The organism is Streptococcus sp. SCPM-O-B-15304 (M98), assembly GCF_058200215.1.
On record NZ_JBYQGQ010000006.1, the window covers coordinates 12,650 to 29,727 of the forward strand.

The 17,078-nt window shown below is 40.0% G+C and carries 31 protein-coding genes; all 31 read right to left on the bottom strand.

The features are described from left to right. Nucleotides 1-14: 14 nt before the first annotated feature. Nucleotides 15-842: a YidC/Oxa1 family membrane protein insertase gene (locus tag AC3E7H_RS04815; protein ID WP_248035756.1), complete on the bottom strand. Its 828-nt coding sequence runs from the start codon at nucleotides 840-842 to the stop codon at nucleotides 15-17. Then, the gene (rnpA, locus tag AC3E7H_RS04820) at nucleotides 817-1,188 is read right to left on the bottom strand and encodes a ribonuclease P protein component (RefSeq protein WP_045762469.1); all 372 of its coding nucleotides are present in this window, start codon (nucleotides 1,186-1,188) and stop codon (nucleotides 817-819) included. The genes AC3E7H_RS04815 and rnpA overlap by 26 nt, the downstream gene beginning before the upstream one ends. 329 nt (nucleotides 1,189-1,517) lie before the next feature. Next, a complete protein-coding gene (locus AC3E7H_RS04825) occupies nucleotides 1,518-2,855 on the bottom strand; it encodes a PFL family protein (protein ID WP_045762468.1) in 1,338 nt (445 codons plus the stop codon). A gap of 9 nt (nucleotides 2,856-2,864) precedes the next feature. Beyond that, complete coding sequence (locus AC3E7H_RS04830; RefSeq protein WP_000644115.1) at nucleotides 2,865-3,131, bottom strand: ACT domain-containing protein; 267 nt, start codon at nucleotides 3,129-3,131, stop codon at nucleotides 2,865-2,867. 464 nt (nucleotides 3,132-3,595) lie between these two features. Next, nucleotides 3,596-3,982 (bottom strand): 50S ribosomal protein L17, encoded by a 387-nt coding sequence (rplQ, locus tag AC3E7H_RS04835; RefSeq protein WP_000331493.1) that lies wholly within the window; start codon nucleotides 3,980-3,982, stop codon nucleotides 3,596-3,598. A gap of 11 nt (nucleotides 3,983-3,993) precedes the next feature. Further along, nucleotides 3,994-4,929 (bottom strand): DNA-directed RNA polymerase subunit alpha, encoded by a 936-nt coding sequence (locus AC3E7H_RS04840; RefSeq protein ID WP_000568996.1) that lies wholly within the window; start codon nucleotides 4,927-4,929, stop codon nucleotides 3,994-3,996. Nucleotides 4,930-4,971: 42 nt separating this feature from the next. Next, complete coding sequence (rpsK, locus tag AC3E7H_RS04845; protein ID WP_001118385.1) at nucleotides 4,972-5,355, bottom strand: 30S ribosomal protein S11; 384 nt, start codon at nucleotides 5,353-5,355, stop codon at nucleotides 4,972-4,974. A gap of 17 nt (nucleotides 5,356-5,372) precedes the next feature. Then, nucleotides 5,373-5,738 carry a 30S ribosomal protein S13 gene (gene rpsM, locus AC3E7H_RS04850; protein WP_000090783.1) on the bottom strand — a complete coding sequence of 122 codons (366 nt, stop codon included), beginning with the start codon at nucleotides 5,736-5,738 and terminating at the stop codon, nucleotides 5,373-5,375. A 17-nt stretch (nucleotides 5,739-5,755) separates the two neighbouring features. Beyond that, nucleotides 5,756-5,872 carry a 50S ribosomal protein L36 gene (gene rpmJ, locus AC3E7H_RS04855; RefSeq protein ID WP_001808836.1) on the bottom strand — a complete coding sequence of 39 codons (117 nt, stop codon included), beginning with the start codon at nucleotides 5,870-5,872 and terminating at the stop codon, nucleotides 5,756-5,758. Between the two features lie 24 nt (nucleotides 5,873-5,896). After that, complete coding sequence (infA, locus tag AC3E7H_RS04860) at nucleotides 5,897-6,115, bottom strand: translation initiation factor IF-1 (protein ID WP_001029883.1); 219 nt, start codon at nucleotides 6,113-6,115, stop codon at nucleotides 5,897-5,899. 117 nt (nucleotides 6,116-6,232) lie between these two features. Next, complete coding sequence (locus AC3E7H_RS04865; protein WP_490676203.1) at nucleotides 6,233-6,871, bottom strand: adenylate kinase; 639 nt, start codon at nucleotides 6,869-6,871, stop codon at nucleotides 6,233-6,235. A 155-nt stretch (nucleotides 6,872-7,026) separates the two neighbouring features. Beyond that, nucleotides 7,027-8,337: a preprotein translocase subunit SecY gene (gene secY / locus AC3E7H_RS04870; RefSeq protein WP_000465391.1), complete on the bottom strand. Its 1,311-nt coding sequence runs from the start codon at nucleotides 8,335-8,337 to the stop codon at nucleotides 7,027-7,029. Nucleotides 8,338-8,349: 12 nt separating this feature from the next. Then, complete coding sequence (gene rplO / locus AC3E7H_RS04875) at nucleotides 8,350-8,790, bottom strand: 50S ribosomal protein L15 (RefSeq protein WP_490676204.1); 441 nt, start codon at nucleotides 8,788-8,790, stop codon at nucleotides 8,350-8,352. Between the two features lie 146 nt (nucleotides 8,791-8,936). Then, a complete protein-coding gene (gene rpmD, locus AC3E7H_RS04880) occupies nucleotides 8,937-9,119 on the bottom strand; it encodes a 50S ribosomal protein L30 (RefSeq protein WP_000057243.1) in 183 nt (60 codons plus the stop codon). Nucleotides 9,120-9,132: 13 nt separating this feature from the next. Continuing rightward, entirely contained in the window at nucleotides 9,133-9,627 is a 495-nt protein-coding gene (gene rpsE / locus AC3E7H_RS04885) for a 30S ribosomal protein S5 (RefSeq protein WP_000874203.1), read from the bottom strand. 17 nt (nucleotides 9,628-9,644) lie between these two features. Continuing rightward, nucleotides 9,645-10,001 carry a 50S ribosomal protein L18 gene (gene rplR, locus AC3E7H_RS04890; protein WP_000624044.1) on the bottom strand — a complete coding sequence of 119 codons (357 nt, stop codon included), beginning with the start codon at nucleotides 9,999-10,001 and terminating at the stop codon, nucleotides 9,645-9,647. Between the two features lie 83 nt (nucleotides 10,002-10,084). Next, nucleotides 10,085-10,621: a 50S ribosomal protein L6 gene (rplF, locus tag AC3E7H_RS04895; RefSeq protein ID WP_000086625.1), complete on the bottom strand. Its 537-nt coding sequence runs from the start codon at nucleotides 10,619-10,621 to the stop codon at nucleotides 10,085-10,087. Between the two features lie 187 nt (nucleotides 10,622-10,808). After that, on the bottom strand, nucleotides 10,809-11,207 hold the full coding sequence (gene rpsH, locus AC3E7H_RS04900) for a 30S ribosomal protein S8 (protein WP_000245504.1): 399 nt from the start codon (nucleotides 11,205-11,207) through the stop codon (nucleotides 10,809-10,811). A 213-nt stretch (nucleotides 11,208-11,420) separates the two neighbouring features. Continuing rightward, entirely contained in the window at nucleotides 11,421-11,606 is a 186-nt protein-coding gene (locus tag AC3E7H_RS04905) for a type Z 30S ribosomal protein S14 (RefSeq protein WP_001085699.1), read from the bottom strand. A 17-nt stretch (nucleotides 11,607-11,623) separates the two neighbouring features. After that, nucleotides 11,624-12,166, bottom strand: a complete 543-nt coding sequence (gene rplE, locus AC3E7H_RS04910; RefSeq protein WP_000013542.1) for a 50S ribosomal protein L5 — start codon at nucleotides 12,164-12,166, stop codon at nucleotides 11,624-11,626. A 23-nt stretch (nucleotides 12,167-12,189) separates the two neighbouring features. Next, a complete protein-coding gene (gene rplX / locus AC3E7H_RS04915; RefSeq protein WP_000497691.1) occupies nucleotides 12,190-12,495 on the bottom strand; it encodes a 50S ribosomal protein L24 in 306 nt (101 codons plus the stop codon). Between the two features lie 83 nt (nucleotides 12,496-12,578). Further along, nucleotides 12,579-12,947 carry a 50S ribosomal protein L14 gene (gene rplN / locus AC3E7H_RS04920; protein ID WP_000616548.1) on the bottom strand — a complete coding sequence of 123 codons (369 nt, stop codon included), beginning with the start codon at nucleotides 12,945-12,947 and terminating at the stop codon, nucleotides 12,579-12,581. A gap of 25 nt (nucleotides 12,948-12,972) precedes the next feature. Then, nucleotides 12,973-13,233, bottom strand: coding sequence for a 30S ribosomal protein S17 (rpsQ, locus tag AC3E7H_RS04925; RefSeq protein ID WP_000440801.1), 261 nt, complete (start codon nucleotides 13,231-13,233; stop codon nucleotides 12,973-12,975). A 24-nt stretch (nucleotides 13,234-13,257) separates the two neighbouring features. Then, on the bottom strand, nucleotides 13,258-13,464 hold the full coding sequence (gene rpmC / locus AC3E7H_RS04930) for a 50S ribosomal protein L29 (protein WP_000772918.1): 207 nt from the start codon (nucleotides 13,462-13,464) through the stop codon (nucleotides 13,258-13,260). Between the two features lie 9 nt (nucleotides 13,465-13,473). Beyond that, entirely contained in the window at nucleotides 13,474-13,887 is a 414-nt protein-coding gene (gene rplP, locus AC3E7H_RS04935; protein ID WP_000960948.1) for a 50S ribosomal protein L16, read from the bottom strand. A 3-nt stretch (nucleotides 13,888-13,890) separates the two neighbouring features. Then, nucleotides 13,891-14,544, bottom strand: a complete 654-nt coding sequence (rpsC, locus tag AC3E7H_RS04940) for a 30S ribosomal protein S3 (RefSeq protein WP_000529936.1) — start codon at nucleotides 14,542-14,544, stop codon at nucleotides 13,891-13,893. 12 nt (nucleotides 14,545-14,556) lie between these two features. After that, on the bottom strand, nucleotides 14,557-14,901 hold the full coding sequence (gene rplV / locus AC3E7H_RS04945) for a 50S ribosomal protein L22 (protein WP_000818137.1): 345 nt from the start codon (nucleotides 14,899-14,901) through the stop codon (nucleotides 14,557-14,559). A gap of 11 nt (nucleotides 14,902-14,912) precedes the next feature. Then, a complete protein-coding gene (gene rpsS / locus AC3E7H_RS04950; protein ID WP_000533766.1) occupies nucleotides 14,913-15,194 on the bottom strand; it encodes a 30S ribosomal protein S19 in 282 nt (93 codons plus the stop codon). Nucleotides 15,195-15,298: 104 nt separating this feature from the next. Then, nucleotides 15,299-16,132, bottom strand: coding sequence for a 50S ribosomal protein L2 (gene rplB, locus AC3E7H_RS04955; protein ID WP_000512914.1), 834 nt, complete (start codon nucleotides 16,130-16,132; stop codon nucleotides 15,299-15,301). A 17-nt stretch (nucleotides 16,133-16,149) separates the two neighbouring features. Then, nucleotides 16,150-16,446 (bottom strand): 50S ribosomal protein L23, encoded by a 297-nt coding sequence (locus AC3E7H_RS04960; RefSeq protein WP_001055347.1) that lies wholly within the window; start codon nucleotides 16,444-16,446, stop codon nucleotides 16,150-16,152. Further along, nucleotides 16,446-17,069: a 50S ribosomal protein L4 gene (gene rplD / locus AC3E7H_RS04965; protein WP_000024549.1), complete on the bottom strand. Its 624-nt coding sequence runs from the start codon at nucleotides 17,067-17,069 to the stop codon at nucleotides 16,446-16,448. Before rplD ends, AC3E7H_RS04960 begins: the two co-directional genes overlap by 1 nt. Nucleotides 17,070-17,078 lie beyond the last annotated feature (9 nt).

The following is a 17,078-nucleotide window of genomic DNA, read 5'->3' on the forward strand; positions in this document are numbered from 1 at the left end:
TACAAGATTCCTCCTTACTTTTTCTTTTTCTGTGCTTTCTTGAGAGCTTTTCTCTTCTTGATTTCTAAATCCTTCTTAGCCTGTACTCCCGCCTCACGCTCTGCAATAATCTTGAATGGATTGTTGAGCAGATAGGTTTGGAGCACCTGATAAGCATTGGATACCGCCCAGTATAAGGCAACCCCACTTGGTGAATACATGGCAAAGAAGAAAATCATGACTGGCATTGCATACATCATTCCTGTCATGGCGCCATTTTTCTCAACCATGGCCTTATTGGATAACCAGGTGCTAAGGAAAGTAAAGATAGCTGCCAAAATAGGCAAAACGAAAGTCGTATCAACACCACCAAGGTTAATCCATAAGAAATGACCCGTTTTTAGAAATTCTACCCTACTCAAAGCTTGGAACAAGGCCAACAAGACTGGCATTTGGATTAAGATTGGCCAAAGAGAAGCTGACTGTTTGACACCATGTTGCTTGAACAACTGACGCATTTCTTGGTCCAACTTGGTACGGCTCTCCATATCCCGTCCCGGATAACGTTCTCGCAACTCCTTAACCAGTGGTTGTACTTCTTGCATCTTTCTAGATGCCACCATTTGTATCTGAAAGACTGGTAGAAGAATCGTTCTAATCAGAAGGGTAAATAATATAATCCCCAGACCAATACTTGTATCAAATGATAAAAAGCGAATGATTTCAGCAAAAAAATAAACAAATTTACTCCAAAAACCTGTTGATTCAGCTGTAATCTCACTCGTCGTACCACTAGCCGTGCAGGCGCTCATCACAAATAAAGCAAGCACCATTAAGCTAGTCAACTGTAATTTCTTTTTCACTCCCATTTCCTTCCTGGTAAATCTTTGATAACTTTAATACGTGAAGTAGATTTTTCTCCATTTCCGCGTAGTCCAAGATTTCAACACCTTTTCGAGCAATCACAACAAAATCTACATTTTCAACCAGCTGATTTTTATGTTCAATCAGAATATGTCGAATTCTTCTCTTGATCTGATTCCTCGTGACAGCGTTTCCTAATTTTTTACTGACAGATAGGCCAACTCGAAAATGCTGTTCATTATTTTCTAATCGATAAATAACAAATTTACGATTAGCAAAACTCTCCCCTTTTTTAAATATTGCACTAAAATCTTTCTCTTTTTTTACACGAAAGCGTTTTTTCAAAATTCAACTCCATCTATTAAAACTACTACTATTATACCATAATTTTTCAAAAAGCCAATCATAGCAAGGTTTTAGCCCATTTTACAGAATAAAAAAACTAGTTTCATCCTTTAAATCATCTTATTTTTGAACAAATTTACAAATTTGAACATGCTACTTTCTTTATTTTCTCTTGATATAAAACAAAAGTCACTCCAAAGAGTGACTTTTGTAGGAGATTATTATGAAAAAGTTAGGATTTTAATTAAATAAAGTTAGGAGGTCTTTATTTAATGATAGTAGTATACAGGTCTATCCTTAAATCCAACTTAAACAGATTCCACTTCTTTTTAATTTTTAAAACTATGGATTGGAGCCGGGATTTGTCCTCCACGTGCAATGAAGTCGACAGACGAGGCACCGTTAACTTTCATGACTGGAGCCGTTCCTAGAAGGCCACCAAATTCAATCATATCGCCTTCTTTTCCTTTTGGAATAATACGTACAGCAGTTGTTTTCATATTGATGACTCCGATAGCAGCTTCATCCGCAATCATTGCCGCAATCGTTTCTGCAGGTGTATCTTCAGGAATGGCAATCATATCCAAACCAACTGAACAGATAGCCGTCATAGCTTCTAGTTTTTCCAAATTAAGGGAGCCGTTTTGCACTGCAGCAATCATCCCCTCGTCCTCAGAAACTGGGATGAAAGCACCTGACAAACCACCAACTTGGTTGCAAGCCATAACTCCACCTTTTTTAACTTGGTCGTTCAAGAGAGCCAAGGCAGCAGTCGTTCCATGAGTCCCAACTGTCTCTAACCCCATTTCCTCAAGGACACGGGCTACAGAATCACCCACTGCTGGAGTTGGAGCCAAACTCAGATCGACAATTCCAAAATCAACTCCAAGTCGCTCACTAGCCATTTGACCGACTAATTGACCAATGCGGGTAATCTTGAAGGCTGTCTTTTTAACAGTTTCAGCAACAACATCAAAGCTCTGACCACGAACCTTTTCCAAGGCACGTTTAACGACACCTGGACCAGAAACACCTACATTGATGATGACATCTGCTTCACCAACACCATGAAAAGCGCCTGCCATAAAGGGATTGTCCTCTACCGCGTTAGCAAATACAACCAATTTAGCCGCCCCCATATCAGATAAAGAAGCTGTTTCCTTGATAATGCGCCCCATATCCGCTACTGCAGTCATATTGATACCCGATTTAGTCGAACCGATATTTACTGATGAACAAACCTTATCCGTTTCTGCTAAGGCACGAGGAATAGAGTTGATGAGGATTTCATCACCTTTTTGATATCCCTTTTGTACCAAGGCTGAAAAACCACCAATGAAGTCAACACCAATTTTTTTCGCAGCTTTATCCAGTGCTTTAGCTAAGACTACATAATCCGTCGCATCGGTAGCAGCACCAATCAAGGAAATTGGAGTTACTGACACACGTTTATTCACAATAGGAATTCCTAACTCAGCCGCAATTTCATCTCCAACAGCCACTAAATTAGCTGCTTTTGTAGTAATCTTTTCATATATTTTGTCCGCAGCACGATTGATATCTGGATCGATACAGTCCAAAAGGGAAATCCCCATGGTAATGGTTCTAATGTCGAAGTTTTGCTCCTCAATCATTGCGATTGTTTCGGTAACTTGTCTAATATCCATAAATACCTCCTAGATATTGTACATAGCATCAAAAATAGCCGCACTTTGAATATTGATTTTGACATTCAAAGTCTGACCAAAAACCTCAAATTCGTTTCTAAGATGAGTAAAATCTTGTTTTTCATCACTAGATACCACAGCCATCATAGTAAAGAATTCGTCCAAGACTGTTTGTGAGATATCATCAATATTTAAGCCTAATTCAGCAATTTTTGTCGCAACACCTGCAACAATTCCAGATTTATCTTTACCAACAACAGTAATAATAGCTTTCATGATTAAACTCCGTTTCTAACATAGAACGATATCCATTTTGGACAAAAATAAAATGAAAAAGGGGGATAGAGTAACTAAATCACTTAATAGTGAATAATTATCCAAGTTGAAACCCTAAAAAAATCTTTTAGTTGATCTTGTACCAGGCTAATATTTTTTACCAAGTCGCTAGTTTAGAACTTGAAACTGATAATATATTGGCTCATAAGCTCTTTATAGAATATTTTTGAGAAAATGAACATTGTTGATTTTCTTTTTCAATAGTATAGCATATTTCTTACTAAAATACTCAAAAACGCCTGCTTACGAAATTGTTCTTTAGTAAAAAACAATTTCGTAAACAAGCGTCTACCTTATCATCTTATGATGAGTGTTCCCGCTAGGACATAAGTCCTAGCGGTAGACCAGAGCTAGACTAAGAGCACAAGACCCCATCATCATAACACTCAACAAAATTGATGATTTTATACTAATTCGATGATCGCCATTGGCGCTGCATCACCACGACGTGGTTCAGTTTTAAGGATACGAGTGTATCCACCGTTACGCTCAGCATAACGAGGTGCGATTTCTGAGAACAATTTTTGAAGTGCTGTAGTAGAAGTGTACTTATCAGTTGCTTCATCATAGTTTTCAGATGCGATTTCATTACGTACGAAAGCAGCTGCTTGACGACGTGCATGCAAATCACCACGTTTACCTAGAGTAATCATTTTTTCAACAGTTTTACGGATTTCTTTAGCACGAGCTTCAGTTGTCACGATTGATTCGTTGATCAAAAGGTCAGTTGTCAAATCGCGAAGCATTGCTTTACGTTGTGAGCTAGTGCGTCCTAGTTTACGGTAAGCCATTTATTCCTCCTTTATTTATCTTTTAATCCAAGACCCAAATCAATGAGTTTGACTTTCACTTCTTCCAAACTCTTGCGTCCAAGATTTCTTACTTTCATCATCTCTGCTTCAGATTTTTCTGTCAAATCATGCACAGTGTTGATACCGGCACGTTTCAAACAGTTGTATGAACGCACAGACAAGTCAAGTTCCTCAATCGTACGTTCCAAGATACGGTCGTCCGATTCAGTATCAGCTTCTTTCATCACTTCTGCTGACTTAGCAATCTCTGTAAGATTTGTAAACAAATCAAGGTGCTCTGTCAAGATACGTGCTGAAAGCCCTAATGCATCTTCTGGAATAATTGTTCCATTAGTCAAGATTTCAAGGGTTAATTTGTCGAAACCATCATTGCTACCTACACGAGCAGGTTCAACTTGATAGTTGACTTTTGTAACTGGTGTATAAATAGAATCTACAGCAAGTGTTCCAACTGGTGCATTATCTTTTTTGTTTTCATCAGCAGGTACATATCCACGACCACTGTTAACAGTCATTGTCGCTTTTAGAGAAGAACCTTCACCGATTGTAAAGAGATAATGATCTGGATTTACAATTTCAATGTCGCTATCTGTCAAGATATCTCCAGCTGTAATTTCAGCAGGACCTTGCACATCTAGTTCAATGATCTTTTCGTCTTTAACGTAAGATTTTACTGCAATACCTTTGATGTTCAGAATGATTTGCATCACGTCTTCGCGAACACCCGGAACTGTATCAAATTCATGCAATACACCTTCGATATTGATAGATGTTACAGCAGCCCCTGGAAGAGAAGCTAGAAGTACACGACGAAGAGAGTTACCAAGTGTTGTACCGTAACCACGTTCAAGCGGTTCGATTACAAACTTGCCATAATCTTTATTTTCATCAATTTTTGTTATATTTGGTTTTTCAAACTCGATCATTTAGTTACTCCCTCTTAAACGAAAAGCAGTGTAAGGTTATGATTATACACGGCGACGTTTTGGAGGACGAGCACCATTGTGTGGCACTGGAGTCACATCACGAATTGCTGTTACTTCAAGACCAGCGGCAGCAAGAGCACGAATAGCTGACTCACGACCAGAACCTGGACCTTTAACAGTAACTTCAACTGACTTAAGACCGTGTTCTTGTGCAGATTTAGCAGCAGCTTCAGAAGCCATTTGAGCAGCAAATGGTGTAGATTTACGAGAACCTTTGAAACCAAGAGCACCAGCTGATGACCAAGCAATTGCATTACCATGCACATCAGTAATCATAACAATAGTGTTATTAAATGTAGCGTGAATATGAGCAATACCAGATTCGATATTCTTTTTCACACGACGTTTACGTGTTGGTTTAGCCAAGACTTTTACCTCCTATATTATTTTTTCTTACCAGCAATCGCAACAGCTTTACCTTTACGAGTGCGAGCGTTGTTTTTAGTGTTTTGTCCACGGACAGGAAGTCCACGACGGTGACGGATACCACGGTATGAACCGATTTCCATCAAACGTTTGATGTTCAAGTTAACTTCACGACGAAGGTCACCTTCAACTTTAATTGCATCCACTTCACGACGGATAGCATCTTCTTGATCTGGTGTAAGATCGCGAACACGTACATCTTCTGAAATTCCAGCAGCTGCCAAGATTTTCTTAGATGTTGGAAGTCCGATACCGTACACATAAGTCAATGAAATTACTACGCGTTTGTCATTTGGAATGTCAACTCCAGCAATACGAGCCATGTTTTCTCCTTTCTATCTTATCCTTGACGTTGTTTGTGTTTTGGATTTGCTGGGCAAATTACCATAACACGACCATTACGACGAATTACTTTACAGTATTCGCAAATTGGTTTGACCGATGGTCTTACTTTCATTTCTTATCCCTCCAAGTTTTTCGATTATTTAAAGCGGTAAGTGATACGTCCACGTGTCAAGTCATATGGACTCATTTCGACAGTAACACGATCTCCCGCTAAAATACGAATATAGTTTTTACGAATTTTACCAGAAACTGTTGCTAAAATCTGATGTCCATTTTCAAGTTCAACCGTAAACATTGCATTCGGCATAGTATCAACTACTTTACCTTCAACTTCAATCACATCGTCTTTTGCCACGCAAAAGTACCTCCATAAATTTCGATTTGATGCCTCTAGACACAGAGACAACAATTATAAGTCAGACTAACTCAGTATAACATTTGTAGAGACATTTTGCAAGCATGAAAAACGCTTTTATTTCAATTTTGTCAATACTTTTTCGATATCTGCAAAGACATCATTGATATCTTGGTTACCTTCGATATCATGTACCAAACCTTTTGCACGATAGTGGGCAATAATTGGTTCACCTTGGGCAATATTAACATCCAAACGACGTTTTACTGTTTCAGGTTTGTCATCTTCACGTTGGTAATAGTCTTCTTCTTTATAGTCAACTGGTGGATTGAAAACTTTGTGGAAAGTTTCGCCAGTTTCACGGTGAATGATACGACCACTCAAACGCTCCAAAAGGCAATCTGGATTTACTTCGATGTTAATAACACCTTCAAGCTCAATCCCTAATTCAGCCAATGTTTTATCCAAGGCATGAGCTTGTTCAATTGTACGTGGGTACCCGTCCAACAAGAAACCAGTTCCTTTAATGTCATCTTGTGAAAGACGCTCTTTTACGATTCCGTTTGTAACTTCATCTGGAACCAACTCGCCTTTGTCGATATAAGACTTAGCTAAGACACCCATTTCAGTTTGGTTAGCCATTGCTGCACGGAACATATCACCTGTTGAGATATGAGCAACATGAAATTGTTCAACAATTTTTGCTGCCTGTGTACCCTTACCTGCACCAGGTAAGCCCATAATCAAAAGATTCATGATTCAAACTCCTTTTTTGTTTTTAAATAGAAGCAAAAATTCATTTCAACTCCTATTTAAAAACAAAATAGAAGAGAGGAGATAAAAATCTGACAAGGTCTTTGATTTTTAAACTCCACTCTCTGAGCAATAGTGAATTTTCTTTTCTATTACAATTATTCTGTTGTATTCATGAAACCAACATACTTACGTTTCAATAAATAACCTTCCAATTGTTTAATTCCTTCAATACCTGTTGAGATAATGATCAAAAGACTTGTTCCCCCAAAAGCAACGACTTCTGAAAGACCGAATAAATCCTTAGCTACAATAGGTAAGATAGAAATAACACCTAGGAAGAGGGAACCGACTGTTGCGAGACGACGAAGAAGTTTTGACATATACTCTTCTGTCCCTTTACCAGGACGGACACCGTGGATATAAGCACCGCTCTTTTGCAAATTTTCTGCTGCCTTCTCTGGATTAATCTGTACAAATGTATAGAAGAATGTGAAGAGGATAATCAACAGAGCGTACAAAGCGATACCTGTAGGGGCTGTTGTAGATAGCAACTCCTGAGCACTACGTACCCAGGCCCAATCAAGACCAGATGCACTTACAAATTGTAAAATTGCCGCTGGTGCTGCAGTAATCGAGCTAGCAAAGATAACTGGAATAACTCCTGCAGGGTTAATCTTCAATGGAAGATAGGAACTTGACGGTGCTCCTTGTGCTACCTTAGTATACTGAATTGGTATCTTATATTCAGCTTGTTGAACATAAGTTGTAAAGTAAACAATCAATAAAACTGCTACAATTAAGATAGCAACAAAAATGAGGGATGAAGTCAAGCGACTGCTTGGTACATTGACAAAGTAGTCAACATAAATTCCCTTGATCATATCAGGAATTGAAGCAACAATCCCCGCAAAGATAATCATGGAAACACCATTTCCATAACCCTTATCAGTAATTTGCTCTCCCAACCAAGTTACAATCATACTACCCGCTGTTAGGATTGCTCCAATCACAAGGAAAACTTGTGGTGTTAAAGGAACAGTCAAAAGTTTGGCTCCAGATAAAGCATTAAAACCAGCAGTAATTCCGATAGATTGCACGAATGCAAGAACAAGGGCAATATATCGCGTTGCCTGGTTCAACTTTCTACGACCAACTTCCCCTTGTTTGCCCCACTCTACAAACTTCGGTAATAAATCCATTTGTAAGAGTTGGACAACGATAGAAGCAGTAATGTATGGACTAACACCAAGTGCAAAAACTGAAAAGTTTTTCATGGCATTACCAGACACCAAACTTAACATATTTAGAAAAGATAGACCACTCAAAGCATTCAAGCTATTGGCATTCACCCATGGAACCGTAATGCTAGTCCCGATACGGAAGACAAAGACGATAAAAATTGTAAAAAGAATTTTTGATCGAACTTGCTTGACTTTGAAGGCTTCTCTCAATAATTTAAAAAACATAGGTCACCTCTCTTAGATGACTTCTACTGAACCACCTTTAGCAGTGATAGCTTCTTCAGCTGATTTAGAGAATTTAGCTGCTTTTACAGACAATTTCTTATTCAACTCACCGTTACCAAGAATTTTGATACCTGATTTTTCAGCTTTAACAATTCCTGATTCGATAAGAACAACTGGAGTTACTTCTGCACCATCTTCAAAGACGTTCAATTGGTCAAGGTTAACAATTGCGTATTCTTTAGCGTTGATGTTAGTGAATCCACGTTTTGGAAGACGACGGAACAATGGAGTTTGTCCACCTTCAAAACCAAGACGTACTCCGCCACCGCTACGAGCTTTTTGACCTTTTTGACCACGACCAGATGTTTTACCGTTACCTGATGAAGTACCACGACCAACACGGTTACGAGTTTTACGAGAACCTTCTGCAGGTTTCAATTCATGAAGTTTCATTATATATTTTCTCCTCTTTTGTAAAATGCTAGCGCCGATAAGAGAGAAAAGGTTGTCTCTCCTATCAACTCGCCTATACGTTTGTCATCAAAGATGACTATATCTAGTTTTAGGGGATGGTATACTGCACATCCCCTAAAATTTAATTAGTTTACTTCTTCAACTGTTACCAAGTGAGATACTGCAGTGATCATACCACGTACTGCTGGGTTATCTTCTTTAATAACAGAGCTGTTCAATTTGCCAAGTCCAAGTGCTACAACAGTTTTACGTTGTGATGGAATGCGTCCGATTGGAGACTTAGTCAAAGTAATTTTAATTTGAGCCATTTTATCCCCTTTCTTATGCCAAATCAGAAACTGAAATACCACGAAGGGCAGCAACTTCTTCAGCGCGTTTCAATTGTTTCAAACCTTCAACAGTTGCACGAACAATGTTGATTGGAGTATTTGAGCCAAGAGATTTAGATGTAACATCAGCTACACCTGCCAACTCGATAACGGCACGAACAGCACCACCAGCGGCAACCCCAGAACCTTCTACAGCAGGTTTCAACAATACTTTAGCTCCACCGAATTCTGAAATAACTTCGTGTGGGATTGTTGTTCCAACCATAGGAACTTCTATCAAGTTTTTCTTAGCATCTTCTACTGCTTTGCGGATTGCTTCTGGAACTTCTTGAGCTTTACCAGTACCAAATCCTACGCGACCGTTGTGGTCACCAACGACTACAAGAGCTGCAAAACGAAGACGACGTCCACCTTTAACAACTTTAGTAACACGGTTAACAGCAACTACGCGTTCTTCTAATTCAACTGCATTGTCTTTAAATGCCATTTTCTAGTGTCCTCCTATTAGAATTTCAATCCGTTTTCACGAGCTGCATCAGCCAAAGCTTTCACACGTCCGTGATATAGATATCCACCGCGGTCGAACACCACTTCTGAAATACCTTTAGCGTTTGCACGTTCTGCAACGAGTTTACCGACAGCAACGGCTTGTTCAGTTTTTGTTCCTTTTGAAACTTCTTTGTCAAGAGTTGAAGCACTTGCGAGCGTTACACCCGCTACGTCATCAATAACTTGAGCGTAGATGCCTGTATTAGAACGGAATACGTTCAAACGTGGGCGATCAGCAGTTCCAGAGAGTTTTCCGCGAACGCGACGGTGGCGTTTTTGGCGGAGTTTGTTTTTATCTGGTTTAGAAATCACAGTTTTCACCTCTTTAGTTTTAAATCGTGTGCTATGCACAAAGTTGGAAATGATATTGGTGGCTGAAAATCAACCACTCAATATTATTTACCTGTTTTACCTTCTTTAAGACGAACATATTCGCCAACGTAACGGATACCTTTACCTTTGTAAGGTTCTGGTGAACGAAGGCTACGTACGTAAGCAGCTGTTTGACCAACTACTTCTTTTGAAATTCCGCTAACAACGATTGTTGTTGGGTTTGGAAGTTCAAAAGTAATTCCTTCTGGAGCTTCAACTTCGTCTGGATGTGATTTACCAACAGCCAAAACAAGTTTTGATCCTTGAAGTTGTGCACGGTAACCAACCCCACGCATTTCAAGTTGTTTCTTGAATCCTTCTGATACACCAATAACCATGTTGTTCAAAAGAGCACGAGTAGTTCCGTGGATAGTTTTCATTTCTTTTGAATCGTTTGGACGGTGAAGAGTTACTTCAGTACCTTCCACACGAATTTCAATATCTTTTGAGAACTCACGAGTAAGTTCTCCTTTAGGTCCTTTTACAGTTACAACGTTGTCATTGTTAGTGATTTCAACACCAGCAGGCAACACGATAACTTTATTACCAATACGTGACATGTTTTTATTCTCCTGTTAAATTGTCAGGCCAGAACGGCCAGTTTTCACGGGGTTAAATCGATTACTCGATTTAAAGGAACATTTAGGTTTCAATTTCAAAGTGAATCTAGGCATCGTCTCTCAGGCATAACTTTAGGTTAGGCTAGAGACGATAACGAAGAGTCACAAAGAAATTGGGAGCTAAATATTACCAAACGTAAGCGATAACTTCTCCACCAACGTTCTTTTGGCGTGCTTCTTTATCAGTAAGCAAACCTTCAGAAGTTGAAAGGATAGCAATTCCAAGACCGTTAAGTACTTTTGGAAGGTCTTCACGTTTTTTGTAGACACGAAGTCCTGGTTTAGAAACACGTTTCAAGTTTGTGATAACTTTTTCACCGTTTGGTCCGTATTTAAGGAATACACGGATGATGCCTTGTTTGTCATCTTCGATGATTTCTACGTTCTTAACAAAACCTTCGCGTTTAAGGATTTCTGCAATCCCTTTTTTGATGTTTGATGCAGGTACTTCAAGTACTTCGTGTTTTGCTTGGTTAGCGTTACGAATACGAGTTAGGAAGTCTGCGATTGGGTCAGTCATAACCATTTTATTTTTCTCCTCTTACTAGTAGTTTGCAAGTTGCACTTGCTAGTTAATGATTGAGCTGGGCTCAGATAGTATTGACACATTCAAACAAGATAACTCTCATTTGAACACGAGCTACAACCTGGGCAAAAAAGATAGATTTGTCTTGGAGCATCACTCCTGCACCAAATCTCCTATTTTTGCTATGGTTGTTACGCTCTTTGTATCATGATATTACCAAGATGCTTTTGTTACACCAGGGATTTGACCTTTATATGCCAATTCACGGAAGCAAACACGGCAAAGTTTAAACTTGCGGTAAACTGAGTGTGGACGTCCACAACGTTCACAGCGAGTGTATGCTTGAGTAGAGAACTTCGCTGGGCGTTTGTTCTTAGCAATCATAGATTTTTTAGCCATTAGTTATACCTCCTATATTATTTTGCAAAAGGCATTCCAAGGCCTGTAAGCAATGCACGTGACTCTTCGTCAGTGTTAGCAGTAGTTACGATAACGATGTCAAGACCACGAGTTTTGTCAACGTCATCAAAGTTGATTTCTGGGAAGATCAATTGTTCTTTCACACCAAGTGTGTAGTTTCCGCGTCCATCAAATGATTTTGTTGGAACACCGTGGAAGTCACGCACACGTGGAAGTGAAACTGAAACCAATTTATCCAAGAATTCGTACATACGTTCACCACGAAGGGTAACTTTTGCACCGATCGCAACACCTTCACGAAGACGGAAGCCGGCGATTGATTTTTTAGCTTTAGTGATAAGTGGTTTTTGACCTGAGATAAGCGCCAATTCTTCAGCAGCTTTTTCAAGGCTTTTAGCGTTTGATACAGCTTCACCAACACCCATGTTCAAAACGATCTTATCTACTTTAGGCACAGCCATCACTGATGAGTAGTTGAATTGTTCTGTCAAAGCAGGAACTACTTCATTAAGATATTTTTCTTTTAAACGATTTGCCATTATACTTCTCCTTTCCTTCGTGATTAATCAAGCACTTCGCCTGATTTTTTGTTGTAGCGAACTTTTTTACCGTCTACAAATTTGTAACCAACACGACCAGCTACACCGTTTTTGTCCAAAACTTGAACGTTTGATACGTGGATAGCTGCTTCCTTCTCGATGATACCACCTTGAGGAAGTTCGTTAGTTGGACGTTGGTGTTTCTTAACGATGTTAACACCTTCAACGATAACTTTGTTTACTTTTGGAAGGGCAGTAAGGACAACAGCTTCTGTTCCCTTATCTTTACCAGCGATTACGCGAACTTTGTCGCCTTTTTTTACAAACATTTTTTTCTCCTTTTATTCTTACGCCCAATGGGCACCCTGGCTAAGCCAGGGGACTGTGTTTGTTTGTTTTTGCTCTGTGAAAATTAAAGTACTTCTGGAGCAAGTGACACGATCTTCATGAAGCCACCTTCACGCAATTCACGTGCAACTGGGCCAAAGATACGTGTTCCGCGAGGAGTTTTATCTTCACGGATAATAACTGCTGCGTTTTCGTCAAATTTGATGTATGAACCATCAGCACGACGAGCACCTGATTTAGTACGAACGATAACTGCTTTAACAACGTCACCTTTTTTAACCGCACCACCAGGAGTAGCTTGTTTTACAGATGCCACAATAACATCACCGATGTTCGCAAATTTACGTTTAGAACCACCAAGAACTTTGATAGTCAAGATTTCGCGTGCACCGCTGTTGTCTGCGACTTTCAAACGAGTTTCTGTTTGAATCATTTCAGTTTTCTCCTTTCAGGTTTGATTAGATGATAACCGCTTCTTCAACGACTTCTACAAGACGGAAACGTTTTGTAGCTGAAAGCGGACGAGTTTCCATGATACGAACGATATCGCCTTCTTTGGCAACATTGTTTTCATCATGTGCTTTGTATTTTTTAGAGTAGTTAATACGTTTACCATAGACTGGGTGGTTACGTTTTGTTTCAACTACAACTGTGATTGTCTTGTCCATTTTGTCAGATACAACACGTCCAACAAGAACTTTACGATTATTGCGTTCCATTGAAATTTCTCCTTCCCTAGTCTATTATTTCGCTTCAGATTGAACTGTTTTGATACGAGCGATTTGTTTTTTAACTTCTTTCAAGCGAGCTGTTTGTTCTAATTGACCAGTAGCAGCTTGGAAACGAAGTTCAAACAATTCTTTTTTCAATTCGTTTTCGCGCTTCGCGAGTTCTTCTTGAGAAAGACCACGAAGTTCTTTAACAAATTCTTTTACTTCATTAAGTTTCATGCCTTCTCCTTATTCTGCTTCACGTTTTACGAATTTACATTTAACTGGCAATTTGTGGCTAGCAAGACGAAGCGCTTCGCGAGCGATCTCTTCAGATACACCAGCAACTTCAAACATTACTTTACCACGTTTAACTGGTGCTACCCAACCTTCAGGTGCCCCTTTACCAGATCCCATACGAACCCCGATAGCTTTAGCTGTGTATGATTTGTGTGGGAAGATTTTAATCCAAACTTTACCACCACGTTTCATGTAACGAGTCATGGCGATACGAGCAGCTTCGATTTGGCGGTTAGTGATCCAGTGGCTAGTTGTAGCTTGAAGACCGTATTCACCGAATGCTACTTCTTTTCCACCTTTAGCTTCACCGCGCATTTTACCACGGAATTCACGACGGTGTTTAACACGTTTAGGTACTAACATTGGTTATTTACCTCCTTTAGTGTTTTTACGAGCTGGAAGAACTTCACCACGGTAGATCCATACTTTAACACCAAGTTTACCGTATGTAGTGTCTGCTTCTTCCCAAGCATAATCAATATCTGCACGAAGTGTGTGAAGTGGAACAGTTCCTTCAGAGTATCCTTCAGCACGGGCGATATCTGCACCGTTCAAACGACCTGATACTTGAGTTTTGATTCCTTTAGCTCCAGCACGCATAGCACGTTGGATTGCTTGTTTTTGTGCACGACGGAAAGCAACACGTTGCTCCAATTGACGAGCAATTCCTTCACCTACAAGGTGAGCATCCAAATCAGGTTGTTTGATTTCGATGATGTTGATGTGTACTTGTTTTCCAGTCAATTTGTTAAGTTTAGCACGGAGTGCATCAACGTTAGCGCCACCTTTACCGATAACCATACCTGGTTTAGCAGTGTGAAGTGAAACGTTAACTTTGTTTACTGCGCGTTCAATTTCAATAGTTGAAACTGCTGCGTCAGCAAGTTCTTTTTGAACGAATTTACGGATTGCAAGATCTTCATGAAGGTAATCCGCGTATTCTTTTTCAGCATACCATTTGGCATCCCAATCACGGATGATGCCGACACGCATACCAATTGGATGTACTTTTTGACCCACGATTTTACCTCCTTATTTTTCTGCAACAGCTACAGTGATGTGAGCTGTACGTTTGTTGATTGGTGAAGCTGAACCTTTCGCACGTGGACGGAAACGTTTCATAGTTGGTCCTTCGTTTGCGAATGCTTCAGATACTACCAAGTTAGCTTTATCCAAACCAAAGTTGTTTTCAGCGTTAGCTACAGCTGAGTTCAAAACTTTCAAGATGATTTCAGCAGCTTTGTTTGGAGTGAATGTCAAAATTGCGATTGCATCGGCTACGCTTTTACCACGGATGTTATCAAGAACAAGACGTGATTTACGAGGTGAAACACGTACTGTGCGAGCCATTGCTTTAGCTGAAGTAATTTCTGCCATTTATGTTCTCCTTATTTTCTACGTGTCTTCTTGTCGTCTGCGGCGTGACCTTTGTAAGTACGAGTTGGTGCAAATTCACCAAGTTTGTGACCTACCATGTCTTCTTGGATGTAAACAGGTACGTGTTTACGTCCATCATAAACTGCGATTGTGTAACCAATGAAACTTGGGAAGATCGTTGAACGACGTGACCAAGTTTTGATAACTTTTTTCTTTTCGTCGTTAGCTTGAGCTTCAACTTTTTTCATCAAATGCTCATCGACGAAAGGTCCTTTTTTAAGACTGCGTCCCATTTTTATATTTTCTCCTTTAAATTTTGTACCACAGCGGCTTGCGCTCACAAGGAGCGCTACCGAGCTGGCGGAATTTCCTAGTTGCTTAAGCGACTAGTTTTAAATTATTTCTCGTTGCGACGACGAACGATAAGTTTGTCAGATTTCGCTTTCTTGTTACGAGTTTTAAGACCAAGAGCAGGTTTGCCCCATGGAGTAGATGGTGCTTTACGACCAACTGGTGCTTTACCTTCACCACCACCGTGTGGGTGGTCGTTAGGGTTCATTACAGAACCACGAACTGTTGGGCGGATACCTTTCCAACGGCTACGTCCTGCTTTACCAAGGTTTACAAGTCCATGTTGTTCGTTTCCGACAACACCAACTGTAGCACGACAAGTTCCAAGAATCATACGAACTTCGCCTGATTGAAGACGAACAAGAACGTATTTACCTTCTTGTCCCAATACTTGAGCAGAAGCTCCAGCAGCACGAACCAATTCACCACCACGACCTGGTTTCAACTCAATGTTGTGGACCAAAGTACCAACTGGGATGTTAGCAAGTGGAAGAGCGTTACCTACTTTGATATCTGCTTCAGGACCTGAAACGATACGTTGTCCAACTTCAAGACCTTTTGGAGCGATGATGTATGCTTTCACACCGTCAGTGTAGTGTACAAGAGCGATGTTTGCAGAACGGTTTGGATCGTACTCGATAGTTTTAACAACTGCTTCAACGTTATCTTTGTTACGTTTAAAGTCAACCAAACGGTAGAAACGTTTGTGCCCACCACCTTGGTGACGAACTGTGATACGACCGTTGTTGTTACGACCAGCCTTATTCTTCAAAGCAACAAGCAAAGTTTTTTCTGGTGTGCTTGTTGTGATTTCAGCGAAATCCAAAGAAGTCATATTACGGCGACCGTTTGTTGTTGGTTTATAAACACGAATTCCCACGATATTTCCTCCTTAGATTATTCAGCTTCAGCAGCAAACAACTCGATTGCTTTTGAATCAGCTGTAAGAGTGATGATAGCTTTTTTAGTTTTGTTAGTAAAACCAGTGTAACGTCCAACACGTTTAGCTTTAGGTTTTACGTTGATTGTGTTAACATTTGCAACTTTAACACCTTCGAAAGCAGCTTCAACAGCTTGCTTGATCAAAAGTTTGTGAGCGCGAGTGTCAACTTCAAATACATATTTTCCTGCTTCAAGTTGAGCCATTGAGCTTTCAGTGATAACAGGTTTTTTGATAACATCATACAAATTCATTATGCAAGAACCTCCTCGATTTTAGAGATAGCTGCTTGAGTAACAAGAAGTTTGTCACTATTTGCGATGTCAAGAACACTTGCAGTTGTAGCAGTCGCAACTTTCACGTTTGGAAGGTTACGAGCTGAAAGAGCTGCGAATTCGTTTCCTTCTTCAAGAATAACAAGGACTTTAGAATCGATGCTCAAAGCTGCAAGAACTTTTGCAAATTCAGCAGTTTTTGGAGCTGTAAATTCAAGAGAATCAACGGCTACAAATTTGTTTTCAGCAACTTTTTCTGAGTAAACAGATTTAAGTGCAAGGCGACGAACTTTTTGAGGAAGTTTGTACGCATAGCTACGTGGAGTTGGTCCGAAGACAATTCCACCACCACGCCATTGTGGAGAGCGGATAGAACCTTGACGAGCACGTCCAGTTCCTTTTTGACGCCATGGTTTGCGTCCGCCACCTGAAACGGCTGAACGGTTTTTAACAGCGTGAGTTCCTTGACGAAGGCTAGCACGTTGGCTGATGATGACATCAAACACAACAGATTGGTTTGGTTCGATACCAAAGATTGCATCGTTAAGAACAACTTCGCCCGCTTGTTTACCAGTTTGGTCGAATAATGTTACATTTGCCATTTTGACTGT

What these genes read in the sequence shown, in the direction of transcription:
- AC3E7H_RS04825 (WP_045762468.1), bottom strand. Translation starts at nt 2,855, where the DNA reads ATGGATATTAGACAAGTTACCGAAACAATCGCAATGATTGAGGAGCAA.
- AC3E7H_RS04830 (WP_000644115.1), bottom strand. Translation starts at nt 3,131, where the DNA reads ATGAAAGCTATTATTACTGTTGTTGGTAAAGATAAATCTGGAATTGTT.
- rplQ (WP_000331493.1), bottom strand. Translation starts at nt 3,982, where the DNA reads ATGGCTTACCGTAAACTAGGACGCACTAGCTCACAACGTAAAGCAATG.
- AC3E7H_RS04840 (WP_000568996.1), bottom strand. Translation starts at nt 4,929, where the DNA reads ATGATCGAGTTTGAAAAACCAAATATAACAAAAATTGATGAAAATAAA.
- rpsM (WP_000090783.1), bottom strand. Translation starts at nt 5,738, where the DNA reads ATGGCTCGTATTGCTGGAGTTGACATTCCAAATGACAAACGCGTAGTA.
- rpmJ (WP_001808836.1), bottom strand. Translation starts at nt 5,872, where the DNA reads ATGAAAGTAAGACCATCGGTCAAACCAATTTGCGAATACTGTAAAGTA.
- AC3E7H_RS04865 (WP_490676203.1), bottom strand. Translation starts at nt 6,871, where the DNA reads ATGAATCTTTTGATTATGGGCTTACCTGGTGCAGGTAAGGGTACACAG.
- secY (WP_000465391.1), bottom strand. Translation starts at nt 8,337, where the DNA reads ATGTTTTTTAAATTATTGAGAGAAGCCTTCAAAGTCAAGCAAGTTCGA.
- rplO (WP_490676204.1), bottom strand. Translation starts at nt 8,790, where the DNA reads ATGAAACTTCATGAATTGAAACCTGCAGAAGGTTCTCGTAAAACTCGT.
- rpmD (WP_000057243.1), bottom strand. Translation starts at nt 9,119, where the DNA reads ATGGCTCAAATTAAAATTACTTTGACTAAGTCTCCAATCGGACGCATT.
- rpsE (WP_000874203.1), bottom strand. Translation starts at nt 9,627, where the DNA reads ATGGCATTTAAAGACAATGCAGTTGAATTAGAAGAACGCGTAGTTGCT.
- rplF (WP_000086625.1), bottom strand. Translation starts at nt 10,621, where the DNA reads ATGTCACGTATTGGTAATAAAGTTATCGTGTTGCCTGCTGGTGTTGAA.
- rpsH (WP_000245504.1), bottom strand. Translation starts at nt 11,207, where the DNA reads ATGGTTATGACTGACCCAATCGCAGACTTCCTAACTCGTATTCGTAAC.
- AC3E7H_RS04905 (WP_001085699.1), bottom strand. Translation starts at nt 11,606, where the DNA reads ATGGCTAAAAAATCTATGATTGCTAAGAACAAACGCCCAGCGAAGTTC.
- rplE (WP_000013542.1), bottom strand. Translation starts at nt 12,166, where the DNA reads ATGGCAAATCGTTTAAAAGAAAAATATCTTAATGAAGTAGTTCCTGCT.
- rplX (WP_000497691.1), bottom strand. Translation starts at nt 12,495, where the DNA reads ATGTTTGTAAAAAAAGGCGACAAAGTTCGCGTAATCGCTGGTAAAGAT.
- rplN (WP_000616548.1), bottom strand. Translation starts at nt 12,947, where the DNA reads ATGATTCAAACAGAAACTCGTTTGAAAGTCGCAGACAACAGCGGTGCA.
- rpsQ (WP_000440801.1), bottom strand. Translation starts at nt 13,233, where the DNA reads ATGGAACGCAATAATCGTAAAGTTCTTGTTGGACGTGTTGTATCTGAC.
- rpmC (WP_000772918.1), bottom strand. Translation starts at nt 13,464, where the DNA reads ATGAAACTTAATGAAGTAAAAGAATTTGTTAAAGAACTTCGTGGTCTT.
- rplP (WP_000960948.1), bottom strand. Translation starts at nt 13,887, where the DNA reads ATGTTAGTACCTAAACGTGTTAAACACCGTCGTGAATTCCGTGGTAAA.
- rplV (WP_000818137.1), bottom strand. Translation starts at nt 14,901, where the DNA reads ATGGCAGAAATTACTTCAGCTAAAGCAATGGCTCGCACAGTACGTGTT.
- rpsS (WP_000533766.1), bottom strand. Translation starts at nt 15,194, where the DNA reads ATGGGACGCAGTCTTAAAAAAGGACCTTTCGTCGATGAGCATTTGATG.
- AC3E7H_RS04960 (WP_001055347.1), bottom strand. Translation starts at nt 16,446, where the DNA reads ATGAATTTGTATGATGTTATCAAAAAACCTGTTATCACTGAAAGCTCA.
- rplD (WP_000024549.1), bottom strand. Translation starts at nt 17,069, where the DNA reads ATGGCAAATGTAACATTATTCGACCAAACTGGTAAACAAGCGGGCGAA.